Consider the following 18,507-nt stretch of genomic DNA (forward strand, 5'->3'; position numbering starts at 1 on the left):
TAGCAAACACGGGGTATGGCTGAAACCCAAACCAGCTCCAAAAACTGTCGCTACGTCCAAAAACGGCCATTCCATGAGTTGCTCTAGGTATTAAAAACTGTCGCGAGCATTTCACAACCATCAATTGGCTCGATTCGCCGCTAGGGCGGACCGGCTTTGCCAACCGTCATCACGGCTGACTATCGCTCTTAACCTCCTCCTGGTGCCGATAAACGGCCAAATCCAGCATCCGCCCGTATCTGCGAAAATACGGGGTTGCCTTGCTGAAGCTGATCTAGCATCTCAAACTGGTCAGTCGCGGTGCGAACAGCCATCGGTATGGATACGCTAGTCACGACACAGGATTTCTTCAATGCTCAGCCCTTTGTCCGCACCTTCGTACGTATGTGGAGCAGGCTGTCCCGGCCCCTGTGCTGCGGCAAACTGTGCCAACCCTGCCACTACTCCAAGCGAAGCATCACCCATCACCACCTCTGATCCGGCAAACACCTCGCATACGCATGCCTGCACATATGGTGCTCGTGACATCCCCCCCGTCATGAAGACCACCGGCACAGCGTTGGACAATTCTGCGCGAACTTTCTGCAACAGCATTCGAAAATCTTTTAGAAAACGACGTGTACTTGTTTCCAGCACATTGCTGTCTGCAGTCACCCTCAATTCAGGCTCTATGTAATCCAGCTCCCGACTTGCGTAACTATCGCCGCTCAGGTCAATCTTGAGCTGTTCAATATCTCGATTGAGCCGAACGGTGGTGCCCTTTTCCTTCAGGCGTTTCAGCCGTGTCTTGAAGGGCTCGATGACCCGCGCCAAATCCTGTTTAACGAAGTCACGTTGCAAGCTCAGAGCACTGATCTGCGCAGCGCTGCGATAAGCGTGTAGGGGCAAGCCGTGTTTATCATCCTTGCCGAACATCGGCATCGCCGCGCTGATGGAGAGATCGACATCGACATCGGTACCACCAAAGCCCTGACCCCAGACCTGATGGATAACCGGCTGTGCTACTTCACCGCCTACTTGGGCATAAGCGATATCAGTGGTTCCGCCACCGATATCAATGATCAATGCAGCATGGGCATGAGGGGATTGCATGTGGTAAGCGTAAGCTGCGGCGGAAGGCTCGCGCAGGAATTCGACGTCAGCGAAACCAGCCTCTTTGGCCGCGCGCTCGAGCAGATCCTGTGTCTGCTGATCGTCACGACTACCGACAGTGCCGCGAAACTCGACGGGGCGCCCGAGTACGACAGCAGTGACTTCCTTGTTCAACTGCCGGCTTGCAGTCTTACGAATATGCGCTAGCACCTGACTGATTACACCGACCACCACGTCACGATGATGCGGTTCCAAACGATAACCAAGCATGGACTTGGGGGACTGGAAAATCCGTCCGTCTTCATCGTTATACAGTGCCTCAATGGCATCCTCACCAAAGATGCCATTGGCCTTGCGCACGTCAAGGCCTTCTTGGGCAATACTCTCGCGCTGCATGCTGACCCAGCGCCGGCGCAACATGTTGATAGTCGATTGACGAATATCCTCATCAGAAACTTTCCTAGGCTTGGCCACCCGCTCGCGCAACAGCGCCTTCTTCGCAGCCGAATAGCCATCACGACCATAGCCGCCGGCCATGCCTCCTTTATCGATACTCTCCAAGCGCGCTCTATACAGGGCCATTTGAGAGTTGTAGAAGCTCTTCTGAGTGGCTATAGCACTGTCGATCTCATGCTCATGCTTCGCCGTCAGCACAAACTGTTAGGGATCGACGTAGCGATCAGGAAAGAACACCGCCGTGCGAAATTGCTGATCGTTGCCAAAGGTGATTGGCTGCACCTCCCCATTTACAAAAAACGCCGCACTGGAAAAACTGGTTCCGAAATCAACACCGATCTTCACACTCTACTCCTGTCTGGCCGCAGCCTAATCCCTTAAACTCATCTGCAAGTGCACAGAATCTACCTGCTCATCGCGATAGAATCCATCCACTCGCTTGGTTAACGGCCTTGAGGTTAAGGCAGGTCATGCGAGGTGAGTCATGAAAGTCGTTAGACCAGTTGAAATCATTTCGGTCTTGGATGTGCAGTGCCATGCATGTGGGTCCTCCACCAAACTGGACACTGGCACCCTCCAGCTTGCGAATCTTCAAGCCCGCCGGGGTTTTGGTGCGGATCACGTCCACTGCACATCTGCCAATGTCGCAGGTAAGCGTCCGGCCGAACTCATCTTTCAAAGTCCGAGAGAGTACAAGGCCACCATACGCATAATGAACTGTTAGCAATGTGCAAAATTTGCATATTGCATTTGTCGTCCGGGAATCACTCTTGAATGCGTCATTGGCGTAGGTACATCATGGTGATAAGGCGGTCGTGTCCGCTAAAAGTGGGCACATCCATTACCTCCAATGCTGGAGTCCTGAAAGTCTGTTCACTGGGTGCTTTGTTGACGTCAGTCAGTGGCTTCAACCTCAGAGGAAACCTCAGTCGCAGCTTCCCTGGCCTTGCTCAGAAGCTTCTCCTGCCTTTTGTTCATTGCCTCAAGCTTCTTGAACGACTCGAACTTTGACTGAATCAACTCATAACATTTATGGGTGGAATAGACTTCATCCAGCACGCGATTCTGAATCTCAGCATGGTTCTTGGCTTCATAGAGCTGCCAAACGCTTTTGCCCGGCTCGAATTTCGTCCCGTACATGTATTTATTCAGAATGTGATTTTTGGATTTTGGATATAAGAGGTTGCTAGGGTTGTTGAACGTCCCGATAACGAGCAGGGAAAGGTCTACGACCCGAAAACTGTTTTGGAACGCGAAGGCTTCCTGATTCGAAAGGATATGAAAGCGTTTGAACAGCTCGAACAGAATCGGAATGTCTGATGAGGTAATTCCAATCCCGCACAAAATTGCGGACACCGCACCATCGTGGGCGTTTTTCACCTGGTCACAAGCTGTTTTGAGCAAGGCATAGATATGCTCAAGCATCTCCTTCTCTGTCGCATGCTCCCATAGCCAGAAGGATTTGGTCTTCTTAAAGACCTCGGATTTTGCGATGCTGAAGTCCCGCTCGGGATTAGCCACCAGGAATGAGCCACCGATGAACCTGCAATCCTTGTCCCATGGGTTGTAGCAGAAACCCGATGCTGTGCGCTTCTTCTCAGGAACGTAAAACTCCAAATCGAAGAACACCACTTTGCATTTTCCTGGCCTGAGTCGACCTTTTTGACTTGCCATCCTTGCTTGCCACCTTCCACGTTGCGCCAGTCACAGGGGGTCGTATCATCGCAATGAACACGAGTAGCGGCAAGCTCAGCCGCATGTTCAGTGAGCCAGTTCGCTTTGACGGTGCCGCGCGGGTGCTGAATTTCAACACAGATGTTCGATGCTGCCGGGCGCAAGTTCGCCCCGGCCAGCGACACAGGTAGCGGAACATGCTCCTGATTTCCTGCGAAGGTTTACCCCAACCGCCAAGCTCAGGCAGGCATCAGCCGATGCTTCAGACAGTTGGTGACCGGCGCTGGCCGCCAGGTCCTTGGTTATGCTCAACTCGCCAGGGAACGTGTCAAGGTTAAAAGCAGCCTCTACCCGACCAGGCTGGTCGGATGTGAAGTCAGAGTTGATCTGACTTCCCGAGTCGCACGCGCCCACCAGTTGCTGCGTGCCTAAAAGGCCTAAGCCTGCCGGCAAAGCGCAGGTCACGACGCCTACGCAGGCCGGCGGCACGGCCATCATGCCAGCATAAGGCGGTGTCCACGCTCGCATCCGCAGCTTGAACAACGTTGCCGTGGGCATTCAGGAAGTCATCGCTGCGATCTGTCCAGCTACGACCTGCGGCATAGTTTTTGCATTTTCAACGTGGTGCCATACATAGCCATCCGGGGTACTTTTGAGACCTACCGCCTTGTTGGCCATTGCTGCATCTTTAGCATAGCTTCCAGTCAAACCATTGATATCGACTTGAGCCTAAGTACAAGTCGAAAATTAGGAAATACTTGCTCGTCAAAGCTGTTTTAAAGCACGAGCAAACTGTATAAAAGGCTCTAAAACCTCAACTCCATCGCACACCAACACAACAAGAGCCTCCTTTCGGATCCAGGTAAGAAGTTATAACTCCCCAAAAAAAATCATAAGAAATCATATTCTCATTTTTTTTATCAGGCTTACCTAGCAAGTCTTCAAGAATTTTGTCATGCAACTCCCTAAGAGCAGTGAGATCAGAGTTTACGGAGCTGATAACTGTAAATTTAAAACCAATCAGTGCATCACGATAAAAATCAAACTGCATATTTGATCTTTGTCCAAAAACCATGTGTGGACCGCTTACACAAGATGACCAATCTCCATTAATGCTTGATTCGATATAAACACCCAATCCCTTTTCAAGCTCAACCTTCGTCAGCCGAGGTTTAAGAGTAAATTTATTATCAATTAAAACATAACCATCTTTAGTATTTACCATAGATGACACTCACTTACTTTTAAAAGGAATAGAATACAGGGGTACAAGTATATTCTCAAAATTCGGAACGAATATCTGATCAACATTTCCAGCACCCAGATTAGGGTTAGCCAATGCGACTCCCGATGCAGCATCCGCATCCGAACTCAGCCTGTAGACAGTCACACCTTTTCTATATTTTGGATAAGCTGGATTAGTTGTATTAGGGGCGATCTGAAGCCCATCGTAATACCCGGCAGCTGTGCCATCTGTAGTTTTAAAACCTTGTATCGTTGTGTAGTAGGGTGACTGACCTGGTGCTGCGCCAACAACTAAATCTCCCTCGCGAAGTTTAACATCACTATAGACGTCTACACCAAAGTAAGGATCAGATCCTTGCCAGCTTGCCGCAATTTTTGAGGGAGATTGGGCTTTTGGCCCTATAAAGTCGGAATCTCCGGGAACCGGAATCGGCTTGATAGGCGGCGTATCAAAAAGCTCTTCGGTAGACTTTCCTGCAAAACCGAATTCGTCACCCCCCTTGGCAACCGCTCCCCACTTACCCAGCGAAACGACCCGCTCTACCGGTACAAGGTTCAGCCCAAACTCCACATTGCCCTGATTTCGGATCGCAGCAGCCGCTTCGTTATTGCCCTGCATCTGGAAAGCAGTTGCCAGGCCTTCCTCGCTCTGGCTTGACTCCAGACTGTTCCATGCGGATGTCAGAGGGTTTTTGGTCAATGACATCACGCCATTGGCCAGTTGCTCACTGCTCTGCATCGGGCTGTTCAACAACGACCAGGCGGAATTCACTGTATTGGAAATAGCTGCCTTGGTGCCCTGCCATGTGCCCGAGAGCCCACTACTGACCGTATTACCCAAGTCGTAGGAAACTGCGATGTTTCTGTCGTAGAAACGGGAGTAGTCGTACGTCAGGTCCCCAGTATAAGCACCCTGAAAGTTGATCGAGTTGATTGAAGTGTCGGTGTACCTTGCTGGATTGATCTCCGCAAACTGGTCGAGCAGCGTGGACGTTTCAGCCGGGTTGTATGCTCTTTCAGCCTGTGTAGTCGGCACATCGGATGAAGTTGACGCAGCGTATTGGCCAGCCATTGGTGCCAATGCGTTACCCAGATATTTAAGGGTGGTTGCGTCCGGCACCGTGCCGTTCTCGGTCATCACTCCGTTCCAGTTCTTGTCGGTGTAGTAGACCGCAGCTTGGGCCAGACGCTGCTCGGCTTCTGCTGGGGAGATATTGGTGTCAGCCGCGAATTGCGGCGCTTCCTTCTTGATCAGCTCCACCGCCCTCGGGTGCAGTTGCTCGTTATAACGCTCAACATTCCCCGCCACCCACGCAGCCTCATTCGGATCGCCGTTCACCAGTGAGCCCGCCGCAATGCCGACGATCTGGGCCGTCGCGACCCGGAACTGATCGTCCGTCACAAAACGGGTGTCCAGGTATTTGCCGAGATTATCCGTCGCGACGCCCGTCAGCCCCTCAGCCGCTCCGGCAGCAATTGCGCCGGTTTTGAAGTCTCCCCCACGGGCGGCTGACAGTGCGCCGCCCAGCATGGCGTGCAGAAAGATTTTCTCTGCCGAGCCGGGGCTCAGATCCATGTAGTCTGCAAAGTCACCTAGGTTTTTGTTGCCAACGGCAGCTGCCAGATCAAAACCTTGCGATACCAACGCAGAGCCCAGATTGTCTTTCAGGCTACCGCCGTTAATGGCCGTGGAGATGCCGCTCTCGATAACCGCATGCGTGCCGCTGCGCACGACTGCATCCTGCGCTTTCTGCCAACTGAGCCATTCGCTGGAGTAACCCGGATTTTGCACCGGCCCACCTGTGATGACCTTCGCCCCATTTCCGTTGGCCGGGCTTGCACCCTGAAACCAGGTGCTGTCGGCATAGTTCAACGCACCGGCAGTCAATGCGCCAATGGTGGCGTTCTTCAGGCTGTCGCTGCCAAAGGTATCCTTGAGAGCAGTGCCCAGATTGCCCTTGTTGTTGATGACGCTCACCGCGCCGGTGCTAGCCATGGACGTCAGTGCTGCCGTGGCCATTACGTTACCCCAGCCGGCAGCTGTATAAGAAGCGCCAGCTGCGAGAGCTTGAGTGGTGGTTGCTGCCGCCATGGCGCTTCCCGAACCTGCGGTCGCACCTGCTGCGCCTCCTGCCAGCGCACTCGCCCCGCCTGCCGTTAAAACTGTGACGATGATGATCACCGCCAGCATCGCTCCCTGGCCCATGCCCGAGTGGCTGTATTTGAACGAGTCGTGAAGCTCTTTCACTTGCCGCCAATCCACATCCCCACGCTTCTCCGCTTCCTTGATCCAGGCCAGTTGCGGGTCGGCCTTGACCATAGTGTCAATGGTCTGGCTGACGGTTTGCTGATTGACTTGCTTGACGTCGATCTTCAGCCCGTTTACGGCCTGGATCACGGTCTGGCCCTGGGAGACCAGTTCGCTCTGTCGCAGGGTTTCGTCGGTGTTGCCTTTGCCTTTCATCGAGAACCAGGCCATGTCGCTCTTGCTCTTGGTATGGCTCTCGTCGTGCAGGTCTTTCACGCCTTCGAAGGTGACCGCGCCGCCGCTTTGCAGGGTCAGGTCCTGGCCGCTGTTCAGCTTGGCGACCTGGTACAGCTGGTCGCCGTTGCTGCCCAGTGTGAGGTTGCCAGCAGTGCGGATTTCAGTACCGACGTTGGTGGTCTGGGTGACTTCGTCGCGCTGGGCTTTTTTCGCCCCGAAGCTGCCCTTTGCCTTCATGTCGTACAGGGTGTGTGTGCTGTCCTGCGCAGCGAGCAGGCTCAGAGTGTTGCCGCTGTACAGGTACGCTTCGTTGCCGGCGGTGATCTTGCTGGCGACAAGCGTGGTGTTGCGGCCAGCCTGGACGCTCACGTTGTTGCCCGCTGTCAGCTCGCTGGCGAGCTGGGTGGTGCGGTCGTTGGCTTCAGTGATGCGTTTTTTACCGTCCTTGGTTTTGGTCGCGATGTTGTGAACATCGCCCGCCGAACTGACGTTGATGTCCTGACCTGCTGCCAGCCTCAGGTCGTTGCCCGCCCTGGCCTGACTGGCCAGAACATTGATATCCCGCCCCGCATCAATCCCAAGATCGCCGCCCGCTGTAACGGTTGAACCCAGGTTTTTCACATCCGTGGTGATGACCGACTTGCGCCCGCCATCGAACAGTTCGTGCTTTTCGCTGCTGTCGGTTTTGGCCAGCAGATTGATGTCGTTGCCGGCCTTGAGTGACAGATCGCCACCAGCGCTCATGGCTCCATAGTTGGTGATGTCGCGACCGGCGTTGAGGGCGAGGTTTTCACGGGCAGTGATGGTGCTGCCCGCGTCGGTTACGGTGCGCATACCCGCGCCGTCACGCACCTGGATGGCGGTGCGGTCGTTGAGGATGTCGCCTTTGACGGCGGTGAGGCTGACTTGTCCGCCACGAATCTCGCCGGCCATCGCGTTGCGAATGCTGTCCTGCGCGATCATCTGCAGGTTATTGCCCGCGTCTACCAGGCCACCCTGATAAATGCTGCCACCGCTGCTGACGTTGAGGTTGTTACTGGCGCGCAGGGTTCCTACGTTGATCAGGTCGCCGCCCGAGATCAGGTTCAGGTCGCGGCCCTGGATGAGGCTGTTCCCGCGCAGGTTGCGTGAGTCTGCCTGTGCCAGGTACAGCACCGGTACAAGGACTTTCTGGCCGTCGACGACACGGTTTTCCATCCACACGATGTCGTGGGTCAGGGCGCTGACCTGTTCGGCGTTCAGCGCTACGCCGAGGCTGAGGTTCAGGGCGCTTTTGCTGGCCAGCGCGTTGTCCATGAGATAGCGGTACTGGTCGTAATCGCTGGTTAGGCCGTCGGCGAGGAAGCGCTGTCCTGTTTGTGCCAGTACTGCGTCGCGTATCAGGCGCTGTTCGTACAGGCCGTCACCCAGACGACGCCAGTTGTTGTCGGGGCTGATGTTGAGGCGACTCAGGATGTAATCGGACCCGAGGAACTTCGACAGGTTGGTCAGGTTCGGGTTGGTTTCGATCAGGTAGCTGCTAGTCGGGTCAGGGTTGCGAATGAACAGTCCGTAATCGCCTTTGGGCAGCTGGAAGGTCGCGCCAGCGGTCGGGTCCACGGCGGCGAACGGAATGCCGCTGTAGTCCACCGGAGTGAAAACGGTCTGCACGCTGCCATCGGCGGCGACGCGCTGGACGGGCTTGACCGACGCCACGGTCGCAGTGCTCGCGTCGGTGGCCTGTTTGTTGATGGTGATGTCGATGCCACCGACCTTGATACCTGTCTGATCCTCACCCAGCTTTCCGGTGAGTATTTCCGGGGTATTGTTGGCGCGCAGCGAGCCGTTTTGCACAGTGCGGGCGACGTTCAGGTTGACCGTACCACCCGCTTGAAGCGTGGCGGCGTATTTGGGCTGCGGGCTGTCTGTCCACACAGTGACATTGCTTTGTTCTTCAAAGCGACTGTCGGAGGAACGAGCCTTGAGCACTTCAAAACGTGCCAAGTCAAAGTTGCCAGCAGCCACAGCGGCTTTGAAGGCCGGGATGTCGACAAACTCCATCTGGTCCCAGTAGCCGGTGTCGATCCGCCCTGGTGTACCGATCGAGATGCTGTTCTGCCCGGTGCGCTCTGAGGCGCCCTGGTTGAGCAAGTCGTTGGCAGTGATGCTGAGGTTGCCATTGGCGGCCAGCAGGCTGTAACGGTTCTGGACATTACCCGCCTGAATCGTCAGGTCTTTACCTGCGACCAGTCGGGCCGACGGGGAATCCTTGGTGGCGGTTTCCAGCAGCGTCTGCTGGATGGTAATCGCGCCGCGCTTGAACGAGTCGTGGCCGTCACAATGCTGACCACACTGCCAGTCAAGACTGCCATTGACGATCTTCTGCCCCAACTCGAACTCGGCCTTGGCGTTTTCCACGGCGGTGGCATTGATGCTGATTGCGCCTTCGCTTTCCACCGTGCCAGACAGGTTGCTGAAACGCTGTGCTGCGCCGCCATCGAGATTGGCTACGCTGAGGTCGCCACGGCTGTACACGTCGCCGTACAGGTTGCTAAACGTGCCAGTGCGCAAGGCCATTGCGCCGCCGCTGAACAGTAGCGAGTCGGCGCTGTTGGTGATGGCGTTGCTGGCATTGAGGTTAACGGCGCCCTGTGCGCCCAATGTGCCGCGGTTGTCGATCTGCGCTGCGTCGATGCGCAGGTTCTGGCGAGCGGTCAGGTAGCCGAGATTGTCGAGAGTGCCGCCCAGGTCAAGGCGCGTGTCTTTACCCGCGCCGATACGACCGCCGTTCTGGCTGACGTTGCTGGCTTTGATGGTCAACAGATTTTGTGCAGACAAACGACCGCTGTTGGTCAGATCGCCGTTCAGGTTGAGGGTCAGGTCGCCATCGCTGAGCAGTTCGCCGCCGTTGTTGAGGCTGTTCAGGTTGAGGGTCAGACCGGTGCCACTGGCCAGCCGGTCACCGGCCAGCAGCGCCAGTGAGTCGCTGGTATAGGTCAGTGCATTGTTGAGCTGCACCTTGCCCAGCCCGTCGACAGCGCCAAAATTCCAGTCCCCGCTGCCCAGCGCGGTAATACTGCCGCCCGCCCCGGAGACGCGATTGAAGTCCAGTGTCAGCAGGCCGGTGTTAGCGTGCTCGATGCTGCCTGCGCGGTTGTCCAGCGCATCGGCCTTGAGGGCGAAGTCGGTGTTGCCGACTTCGATACGGCCGCTCTGGTTGATGATGCTGCCGGCGAAATCGAACGTGCTGGTGTCGGTGGTCAGGGCGCGCAGTGCGCCGGTGCCTGTGTTGTTGATGCCCGCATTTTTGTTGACCACGTTGCCCAAGGCGCGCAGTTGCCCCGAGGTGTTGTTCAGCGAACCACCTTGCAGATTCAGCGTGGTATTCGATTCGATCAAGCCGCCGCTGTTGATCAGGTTGTTGGCGGTGAGGTTAACGCTGTCGCCGCTGAGCTGGGCGCCGTTGGTGTTCGACAGTGTGGTGCCAGTCGATACCAGCGAGGTCTTGGCGAAGAGTTTGCCCGCATTGCTGGTCACCGAGCCCACGTTCAAGGTCAGGCTGTCGACCAGACTGGAGACCATGCCCGCCTTGCTGCCATCACTGCTGGTGTCCAGCGAAGCGGCGGTGACGCTTACCGTGTCGCCCTGAATCGTACCGCCGACGTTGCTGACGGTGCCGCTGCCCAATTCCACTCGCGTGGTGCCGCCACTGCTGAGCAGCGTACCGCCGTTGTTATCCAGCGCGCCGCCGGTGTAGATCAGCCCGCCGCTGCCCGCAACCAGTTGGCCTTGCTGGCCGTTGCGCAGGGTGCTTGCTTGCAGGCTCAGCTGTTTGCCACGAATGCTGCCGCCCTGGTTGTTGAGGTCAGACGAACCGCTGATCGTGACCAGGCTGCTGCCCGCATCGATGATGCCGGTCATGTTGCTCAGCAGGTTGCTGACTTTCAGAGTCACGTCGCCGCCATTGCTGACCACTGCGCCATTGTTGTCGTTGATAAGCCGTGGTGCGTCGATCAGCACGTTCTGGCCAAGCAGCGTACCGGCGCTGTTGTCCAGCCATGCGCCGCTGACCAACAGGCCGGCATCGCTCTGAATCTGGCCGCCGCGGTTGAGCAACTGGGCCTGGCTCGCCGTCGGGGCAAAGTTCAGGGCCATGCCCCGCGTACCGGCTGCCAGCAGGCCTTGCTCGCGGTTGTCGAGACCGGCGGCGTTCAGGTCGATGCGGTCACCGACGATTTTGCCGCCACGGTTATCGATCTGCGCACCGGGCGCGCTTACGTTGACGCCGGCCCCCAGCACGCTGCCGCTGCGGTTATCCAAGCCTGTCGCGTTAAGGTCGAGATTGCCGGTGACGGCCAGCAGGCGGCCGCTCTGGTTTAGGACATTGCCACCGGTGACGCTCAGCAGGTTCTGCGCCTGAACGGTGCCGCCGGTGTTATCCAGTATGCCGGTCGCCGTAACCCGTGCATCGCCCGCACGGGCCGACAGCAGGCCGGAGCGGTTATTGAGCGAAGTGGACGCAATGGTAAGGCTATTGCCATCGATCTGACCCGCACTGTTATCCAGTGCATCCGCACTGATCGTCAGGCTGCCGCCAGATGCCTGAATCAGGCCGCTACGGTTGTCGATTTGCGCGCCCGGCGCAGTCACGTTGATGCTCGTCCCCAACAGGCTGCCGCTCTGGTTAAGAACATTGCCACCGGTGACGCTCAACAGGTTCTGCGCCTGAACGGTGCCGCCGGTGTTATCCAGCGTGTTGCGCGCCGTCACACGTGCATCGCCCGCACGAGCTGACAACAAGCCGGAGCGGTTGTTGAGCGTGGTGGACGCAACCGTAAGGCTACCGGCGTCGATCTGACCGGCACTGTTGTCCAGTGCGCCCGCGCTGATCGCCAGGCTGCCGCCCGTTGCCTGAATCAGGCCTTCGCGGTTATCGAGGCTGTCGAGTTGCAGGCTGGCCGCCTGCCCGGTAGCAAAACGAATAACGCTGGACAGGTTGACAATGGCCGGGGTCGAGATGAACAGCGACTGTTCACCGACGAGACGTGCCGCCAATCCCTGATTAATGATCTGGCCGCTGGTCAGGTTGACCGCGCCGCCTTGCACCACGCTCTGGTTGTTGAGGGTCTGAGCCGCATTGATAGTCAGTGCGCGACTGGCTTCTATGCTGCCTGTGTTGACGACCACCGGCGCGTTGATCGTGACGTCACCGCTCGCGTTGCGGCTGTTGTCGGCTTCGATGCCCGAAGCGATGGTCCCCGCGTTAGTGACTTTGCCCGCGTTGATCTCGACCCGCTCGCGTGCCGCCAGGCTTTGCTGGTTGACCAACTCGCCGGCGGTGCGCACGTTAACGCTGCTCGCATAGGTTTTGCCGGTCATTTCGACGCTAGGTGCATTGACGTTAAGCGCACCCTGCGCCGAGGCCTGCGCCATGTTCAGGTGACCGTTGGCGTCTATCTGAATATCGCCGCCACTGGCAGCCATATTGCCTGCCGTCTTTACGCCGACACCCTGTTCGGTGCCGACCAGCTTGATCGCGTTGGCGTACATACCGCCAAGCGCAGAGGAATCAATGGCCAGTTGCGGCTTGTCGGCGGCATTGGCAGCACGCTGTGTGGTCGCCAGCGTGTCGGCGTTGACGTCGTTGGCACCGGTGACGATGTTGAGTTGTTTTGCGTAGATATCGGCGTTGATCTTCGCAGAACGGGTGATCAAATCGAATTGGTCGACTGCGCTTGCATCCAGGCCTCTGCCATCGATCGTGACGCTGCCGCCGTCCACGGCAAAATGGTCGAGTTTGCCGTTCGCATCGAGTACCGGTTTGCCAGTGCTGAGGGTGACGCGAGGCGTGTTGATAAAGCCGCAACCGCTGCAGGTGACGCCATACGGGTTGGCAATGATCACGCGGGCTGCCTGCCCGGCCACCTCGGTGTACCCATTCAACTGGCTGGCGTTGGCGCCGGTCACTTCGTTGAGGATGGTGCTTGCGGCGCGCCCGCCTAACTGATTATTGCCAAGGATATTGCCGCCCAGCTGTGTGGCTTGTATGGCATTGGTGGCGTTGTTGAGAATCACACCCTTGCTGTCGACGTTGTACTGCTGGTACTGGTTATGCGAAAGCCCTGCCGCGTTGGGAGCGGCAATGTTGATGACCGGCACACCGTTGCCTGCCTGGCCTACGGACGTATTGGTGGTACCGCTGACTGCTATCCCGTCGGCCTGCGCCCAGATCGGCTGCCAGAACATGACGTTGGCCAGCAGCAACGCCAGCAGGCGCTTGGGAATGCCCAGAAATCGCGTGCGCTCGGCTACTGCAGCAGAGGGCTGACGTGCCAGCAGAGCCAGTTGATGAGCGTCCATGTGGGCGACCTCGGAGCAGCGTTATTAAAGGAAAAAGTCCATACGGAAGTAGATCGGCGCTTCGCGCTCGATCACGTCGGGACGTTCCAGGGAATGGGCAAAGGTGACGGACGCAGCGACGTGCTGGCCGCGGGTAAACAATTCCAATGAGTTGCTGGACAACCGACCATGGTTTTGGCCGTTATAACGATCATTGCGGATAACCCCCTGATCGTAGCCAGCAGCGGCGCCGTATTCATTGAATACCGGGCGCAGCCAGTCGAGCACTACCGGACGCGTCAGACGTATTTCATTACGCCAGTAACCGCCACTGTCGCCGGACAGAAACTCGTCCTTGTAACCGCGCACAGATGACGAACCGCCGAGGCTCAGACGTTGTGGACTGAACAGCACGTCCTCGCTGCGTTGCCCTGTGGCCAGGCTGGTGAAGGCCAGATTTTCGCCCCATAACTGAAACGGATGCAGGTAGCTGATGGTGCCGGTGTATTTGCGATAGCGCGCATCGGCCTCGCCCGGCCCCGGATCGTGGTTGCCTTGAGCATCCAGTAAGCCGATGCCCTGCTGCATGCCCAGGTCAATGTTGACGAACGCAGAGCCAACGCGCCGACCATGGTTGATACCGAACTGTGCTTCGGTGATCCGGTTGCTGCTAACGGCCAGCTTGCTGTCTTCGACGTAGTTGTTGGTGCGCAGGTAAGCCAGGCCGGCATTGAGCGAGGTCTTGCTGACGGAATCGCGGTGAATGACGCGCTCGGCACGAAACTGGTGATTCTGGCTGTCGCCATCCTGTTTGAACTTGACACCGTCGGCCTCGGCCTGCGACCGGTATTCGGTTTCGCTATAAAGATAGCTGAAAGTCCACCAGCCCCACGGCAGGCTGTATGACAGAAGGCCGTTGTGCGAGGCTTGCTGGTGGTCGCTGACCGCATCATGACCGCCGCGCAGACTCAACTGATCGGCAAGACCCAACGGGCTGTCCCAGTCCAGACCCACGTTCCACTGCTGCTCGCCAGTACTGCGCTGGCCTTCGTTATTGCGCGAGAGGTTGGCACGCCAAGGCTTCTGCGGGGTATTTTTGACCACGACATCGCTACCGCCAACAGCCTGGCCCGGAGTCAGCTCCATTTGCGCCTGATTGGACGGCAGGCGGTTGAGCTGATCAACCATCTGCTCGATTTCCCGCAGATTGAGTAACTCGCCCTCTTTACCCGGAAAGGCCATGGCCAGTTCGCGATCCGAGAGGCCGCTGGCAGCGTCACTGCGCAGATTCTCTAGCTTGCCCTCGATGACCAGCACCTGCAGGTCACCCTTGGACAGATCCTGCTGCGGCAGATAGGCCCTAGTGGTCACCAGACCTTTGTCGATGTAATGGTCGGTGATGGCCTTCAGCAGTTCATTGAGCTGGGCCACGCCCAGGCATTTGCCCTGAAACGGCTTGATCAGTGCATCGCGCTCAGCGGGCGACAAGGAATCCGCGCCTTTGAGTTCGATGTGATTGATAGTGAAGCAGCGGGTGTCGGCGGGCGTGGCGGGTGTTGTCGGCGTGGTCTGCTTGCCGGGCAGGTCCTTTAGCTCTTCCAGGCGACGGCGCTGCTCTTCGAGCAAGCGGTCCTGGCGATCACGTATGAGATCCTGTTCGCCGGGGGTTGCAGCCTGAACAGGCGTCAACGCTCCTGTGGCCAAGAGCAGCGCACACAAACCCAGCCATGTCCTTTTAAAGGCAAGCATAAATATTCCATTAGAAGAGCTAGTGGCGAGAGGTACGCCTGTTCGGGATTGGTCAATACGACGTTCAGTGCCATGCCAGATAGCGGCAAATTGGCATCACATGTAACCATCGTGAAACAGACTACATAGATATCAGAAAATTCCCATTAATTTCTATTTTGGCGCTGATTTCTGATTACTTATGCAGTTCTAGTGAATCGCCCCCGGTTTCCTAGATACCCCAAAGCCTCATCATGAAGCCCAACGAGGAGGTGCCGTGAGTCGTCAGCGTTACCCCGAAAATTCAAGATCGAAGCGGTCAAGCAAGTTACCGAGAAAGGCAAGCCTGTCGACGATGTTGCCCAGCGCCTGGCTCTACCTGGCGGTAGTGCTGGATCTCTTCTCACGCCAAGTAATTGGTTGGTCAATCGACGCGAAGTTGATGACGAGCGTGCGCGAGGATTGTCTGTACTGTCTCTACGTTGGTAGTCACGACCAAGACTTTTGCAGCAAACGAGCGCCTGCCACTAGGGGACGAACCTTGTTTGATATCTTCGTGCAACGTCAGATGCTTGATTCTCTGAGGGCCGGCGCGGGCTGTTGCTGGAGTTTGTATGGCTAATCAAGCAGAACGGATAGGGTCCGTCACTTCGTCTGCGAAGCGAACGGACCCCGAGAGGCATAGAGGACTGTCTAAGTGAGGGGGCGAGGCCCTATTTTGAAGAGACCTGCGACAGTTTTAATTCTCTAAAACCACAACCCCTCACCCCTGTGGATAACTCACTCCACCGTCACCGACTTCGCCAGGTTCCTCGGCTGATCGACATCCGTCCCCTTCAACACAGCCACATAATACGAAAGCAACTGCAGCGGGATGGTGTACAGAATCGGCGCCAAAGCATCGATGATGTGTGGCATGGCGATGACGTGGGTGCCCTCGCCGTTCTTCATGCCGGCTTGCTCATCGGCGAATACGATCAACTCGCCGCCGCGTGCGCGCACTTCCTGCAGGTTGGATTTGAGTTTCTCCAGCAGTTCGTTGTTCGGTGCGACGGTGACGACTGGCATGTCGGCGTCGACCAGCGCCAACGGGCCATGCTTGAGTTCACCGGCCGGGTAGGCTTCGGCGTGGATGTAGGAGATCTCTTTGAGCTTGAGTGCGCCTTCCATTGCCACCGGGAACTGTGCGCCGCGTCCGAGGAACAGGGTGTGGTGCTTCTCGGCGAACAGTTCGGCGACTTTCTCGACCGTGCCGTCCATTGCCAGCGCTTCGCCGAGGCGGGTTGGCAGGCGACGCAGTTCTTCGACCAGTTGCGCTTCGACGCCCTCCTCCAGCGAACCCTTGACCTGACCCAGCGACAGGGTCAGCAGCAACAAGGCAACCAGCTGGGTGGTGAAGGCTTTGGTCGATGCCACGCCGATTTCCGGACCGGCCTGGGTCAGCAGGGTCAGGTCGGATTCCCGCACCAGTGAGCTGATGCCCACGTTACAGATCGCCAGGCTGGCCAGAAAGCCCAGTTCCTTGGCGTTGCGCAGCGCTGCCAGGGTGTCGGCGGTTTCACCGGACTGCGAGATCGAGACGAACAGGGTGTCCGGTTGAACCACTACCTTGCGATAACGGAACTCGCTGGCCACTTCGACCTGGCACGGGATGCCAGCCAGGCCTTCAAGCCAGTAACGCGCGACCATGCCTGCGTGGTAACTGGTGCCACAGGCCACGATCTGAACATTGCGTACTTTGGCGAACAGCTCGGCAGCCTGTGGACCGAATGCGTGGACCAGCACTTGCTGCTGCCCCAGACGACCTTCGAGGGTGCGCTGTACAACCTTGGGCTGCTCGTGAATTTCCTTGAGCATGAAGTGGCGGTACTCGCCCTTGTCGGCGGCTTCGGCGCCTTCGTGGTATTGCACCACTTCGCGCTCGACCGAAACACCGTCGACGTTCCAGATCTGCACGCTGTCGCGACGGATCTCGGCGATGTCGCCCTCTTCCAGGTACATGAAACGGTCGGTGACCTGACGCAGCGCCAGTTGGTCGGAGGCCAGGAAGTTTTCACCCAGGCCCATGCCGACAACCAGCGGGCTGCCGCTGCGGGCTGCCAGCAGGCGATCGGGCTGCGCGGCATTGATGACCGCAAGCCCATAAGCACCGTGAAGTTCTTTCACCGCAGCTTTCAGGGCAACCGCCAGATCGGCGGTGTCCTTGAGCTTGTGGTGCAGCAGGTGGACGATGACTTCAGTGTCGGTATCGGATGCGAAGACGTAACCCAGGCCTTTCAGCTGTTCACGCAGCGCTTCGTGATTCTCGATGATGCCGTTGTGGACAACTGCCAGCGTGTCGGCCGAGAAGTGTGGGTGGGCGTTACGCTCACACGGGGCGCCGTGGGTCGCCCAACGCGTGTGGGCGATGCCCAGACGGCCGATCAGCGGCTCGCCGGCAAGTGCCTGTTCCAGCTCACTGACCTTGCCGGAGCGACGACGGCGCTCAAGGGTGCCTTCGTTGCTGAAGACTGCCACGCCCGCGCTGTCATAACCGCGGTATTCAAGGCGCTTGAGGCCTTCGAGCAAAATGGCCGTGATATTACGTTCAGCAACGGCGCCGACGATTCCACACATGGTTATCTCCTAGCTGACAGCAGCACAAATCAGATTGATGCCGCGGGCCTGTATCTGATCGCGTGCCTCACTGGACAGGCGATCATCAGTAATAAGGGTGTGGATACTGCTCCAGGGCAGTTCCAGATTGGGGATCTTGCGACCGACCTTGTCGGCTTCGACCATGACCACCACTTCCCGGGCGACTTCCGCCATGACCCGGCTCAAGCCCAGCAGCTCGTTGAAGGTGGTGGTGCCACGCACCAGATCGATGCCGTCGGCACCGATGAACAGCTGATCAAAGTCGTAGGAGCGCAGTACCTGCTCCGCGACCTGCCCCTGAAAGGACTCCGAGTGCGGGTCCCACGTTCCGCCCGTCATCAACAGGACCGGTTCGTGTTCCAGCTCGGTAAGGGCGCGCGCCACATGCAGGGAATTGGTCATGACCACCAGGCCGGGTTGCTGGCCCAGCTCAGGGATCAATGCCGCCGTGGTGCTGCCGCTGTCGACGATGATTCTGGCGTGCTCGCGAATTCTGCAAACCGCAGCGCGGGCGATGGCCTGTTTGTAGCGCGAAACTGGCTGACTGCCATCGCTTATAAGCTCATGGGGAAGCGGCACTGCGCCCCCGTAACGGCGCAACAGCAGGCCGTTGGTTTCAAGCGCAGCCAGGTCCTTTCGAATCGTAACTTCGGAAGTTTCAAAGCGTCTGGCCAAGTCGTCCACACTGACTTCGCCTTGCTCGTTGAGCAGGGCGAGAATGTTGTGGCGACGTTGTGGTGTATTGCGCTTCGACATGACTGCCTTAAGTTTCGTTTCGAAAGATAACGAAGGCAATCAAAACCTATTTTTTGGGTTGGGTCAAGGTTTCGGGATGGGGCGGCGCAATTTCTATCGGATACTCGTGACACCGG

At 57.5% G+C, this 18,507-nt stretch carries 9 protein-coding genes and 1 pseudogene; 1 reads left to right on the forward strand and 9 read right to left on the reverse strand.

What is annotated here, in order from left to right:
* Window positions 1-327 precede the first annotated feature (327 nt).
* From KUIN1_RS27285 to KUIN1_RS27315, 7 genes are all read right to left on the reverse strand, one after another.
* Entirely contained in the window at window positions 328-1,653 is a 1,326-nt protein-coding gene (locus tag KUIN1_RS27285; protein ID WP_232060003.1) for an Hsp70 family protein, read from the reverse strand.
* Window positions 1,654-1,752: 99 nt separating this feature from the next.
* Complete coding sequence (locus tag KUIN1_RS28230; protein WP_232060004.1) at window positions 1,753-1,893, reverse strand: hypothetical protein; 141 nt, start codon at window positions 1,891-1,893, stop codon at window positions 1,753-1,755.
* 549 nt (window positions 1,894-2,442) lie between these two features.
* On the reverse strand, window positions 2,443-2,688 hold the full coding sequence (locus KUIN1_RS28425) for a hypothetical protein (RefSeq protein ID WP_024651905.1): 246 nt from the start codon (window positions 2,686-2,688) through the stop codon (window positions 2,443-2,445).
* A gap of 1,092 nt (window positions 2,689-3,780) precedes the next feature.
* A complete protein-coding gene (locus KUIN1_RS28900; protein WP_110455622.1) occupies window positions 3,781-3,900 on the reverse strand; it encodes an HNH endonuclease in 120 nt (39 codons plus the stop codon).
* Window positions 3,901-4,036: 136 nt separating this feature from the next.
* A complete protein-coding gene (locus KUIN1_RS27305; protein WP_146050677.1) occupies window positions 4,037-4,447 on the reverse strand; it encodes a hypothetical protein in 411 nt (136 codons plus the stop codon).
* A 9-nt stretch (window positions 4,448-4,456) separates the two neighbouring features.
* Window positions 4,457-13,291, reverse strand: a complete 8,835-nt coding sequence (locus KUIN1_RS27310) for a two-partner secretion domain-containing protein (RefSeq protein ID WP_152092422.1) — start codon at window positions 13,289-13,291, stop codon at window positions 4,457-4,459.
* A gap of 24 nt (window positions 13,292-13,315) precedes the next feature.
* Window positions 13,316-15,019: a ShlB/FhaC/HecB family hemolysin secretion/activation protein gene (locus tag KUIN1_RS27315; protein WP_146050678.1), complete on the reverse strand. Its 1,704-nt coding sequence runs from the start codon at window positions 15,017-15,019 to the stop codon at window positions 13,316-13,318.
* A gap of 256 nt (window positions 15,020-15,275) precedes the next feature.
* Here KUIN1_RS27315 and KUIN1_RS27320 point away from each other — a divergent pair.
* A pseudogene (locus KUIN1_RS27320) lies at window positions 15,276-15,376 on the forward strand (transposase); the annotation flags it as partial.
* Between the two features lie 402 nt (window positions 15,377-15,778).
* Here the strand turns inward: KUIN1_RS27320 and glmS are convergent.
* On the reverse strand, window positions 15,779-17,614 hold the full coding sequence (gene glmS, locus KUIN1_RS27325) for a glutamine--fructose-6-phosphate transaminase (isomerizing) (protein ID WP_003401403.1): 1,836 nt from the start codon (window positions 17,612-17,614) through the stop codon (window positions 15,779-15,781).
* A gap of 9 nt (window positions 17,615-17,623) precedes the next feature.
* The gene (locus tag KUIN1_RS27330) at window positions 17,624-18,391 is read right to left on the reverse strand and encodes a DeoR/GlpR family DNA-binding transcription regulator (RefSeq protein ID WP_010422861.1); all 768 of its coding nucleotides are present in this window, start codon (window positions 18,389-18,391) and stop codon (window positions 17,624-17,626) included.
* Between the last annotated feature and the right edge of the window lie 116 nt (window positions 18,392-18,507).

This window comes from Pseudomonas sp. KUIN-1 (assembly GCF_009176725.1).
Classification (GTDB): Bacteria; Pseudomonadota; Gammaproteobacteria; order Pseudomonadales; family Pseudomonadaceae; genus Aquipseudomonas; species Aquipseudomonas fragariae.

What these genes read in the sequence shown, in the direction of transcription:
- KUIN1_RS28425 (WP_024651905.1), bottom strand. Translation starts at nt 2,688, where the DNA reads ATGTACGGGACGAAATTCGAGCCGGGCAAAAGCGTTTGGCAGCTCTAT.
- KUIN1_RS27310 (WP_152092422.1), bottom strand. Translation starts at nt 13,291, where the DNA reads ATGGACGCTCATCAACTGGCTCTGCTGGCACGTCAGCCCTCTGCTGCA.
- KUIN1_RS27330 (WP_010422861.1), bottom strand. Translation starts at nt 18,391, where the DNA reads ATGTCGAAGCGCAATACACCACAACGTCGCCACAACATTCTCGCCCTG.
- KUIN1_RS28900 (WP_110455622.1), bottom strand. Translation starts at nt 3,900, where the DNA reads ATGGCCAACAAGGCGGTAGGTCTCAAAAGTACCCCGGATGGCTATGTA.
- KUIN1_RS27315 (WP_146050678.1), bottom strand. Translation starts at nt 15,019, where the DNA reads ATGCTTGCCTTTAAAAGGACATGGCTGGGTTTGTGTGCGCTGCTCTTG.
- glmS (WP_003401403.1), bottom strand. Translation starts at nt 17,614, where the DNA reads ATGTGTGGAATCGTCGGCGCCGTTGCTGAACGTAATATCACGGCCATT.
- KUIN1_RS27305 (WP_146050677.1), bottom strand. Translation starts at nt 4,447, where the DNA reads ATGGTAAATACTAAAGATGGTTATGTTTTAATTGATAATAAATTTACT.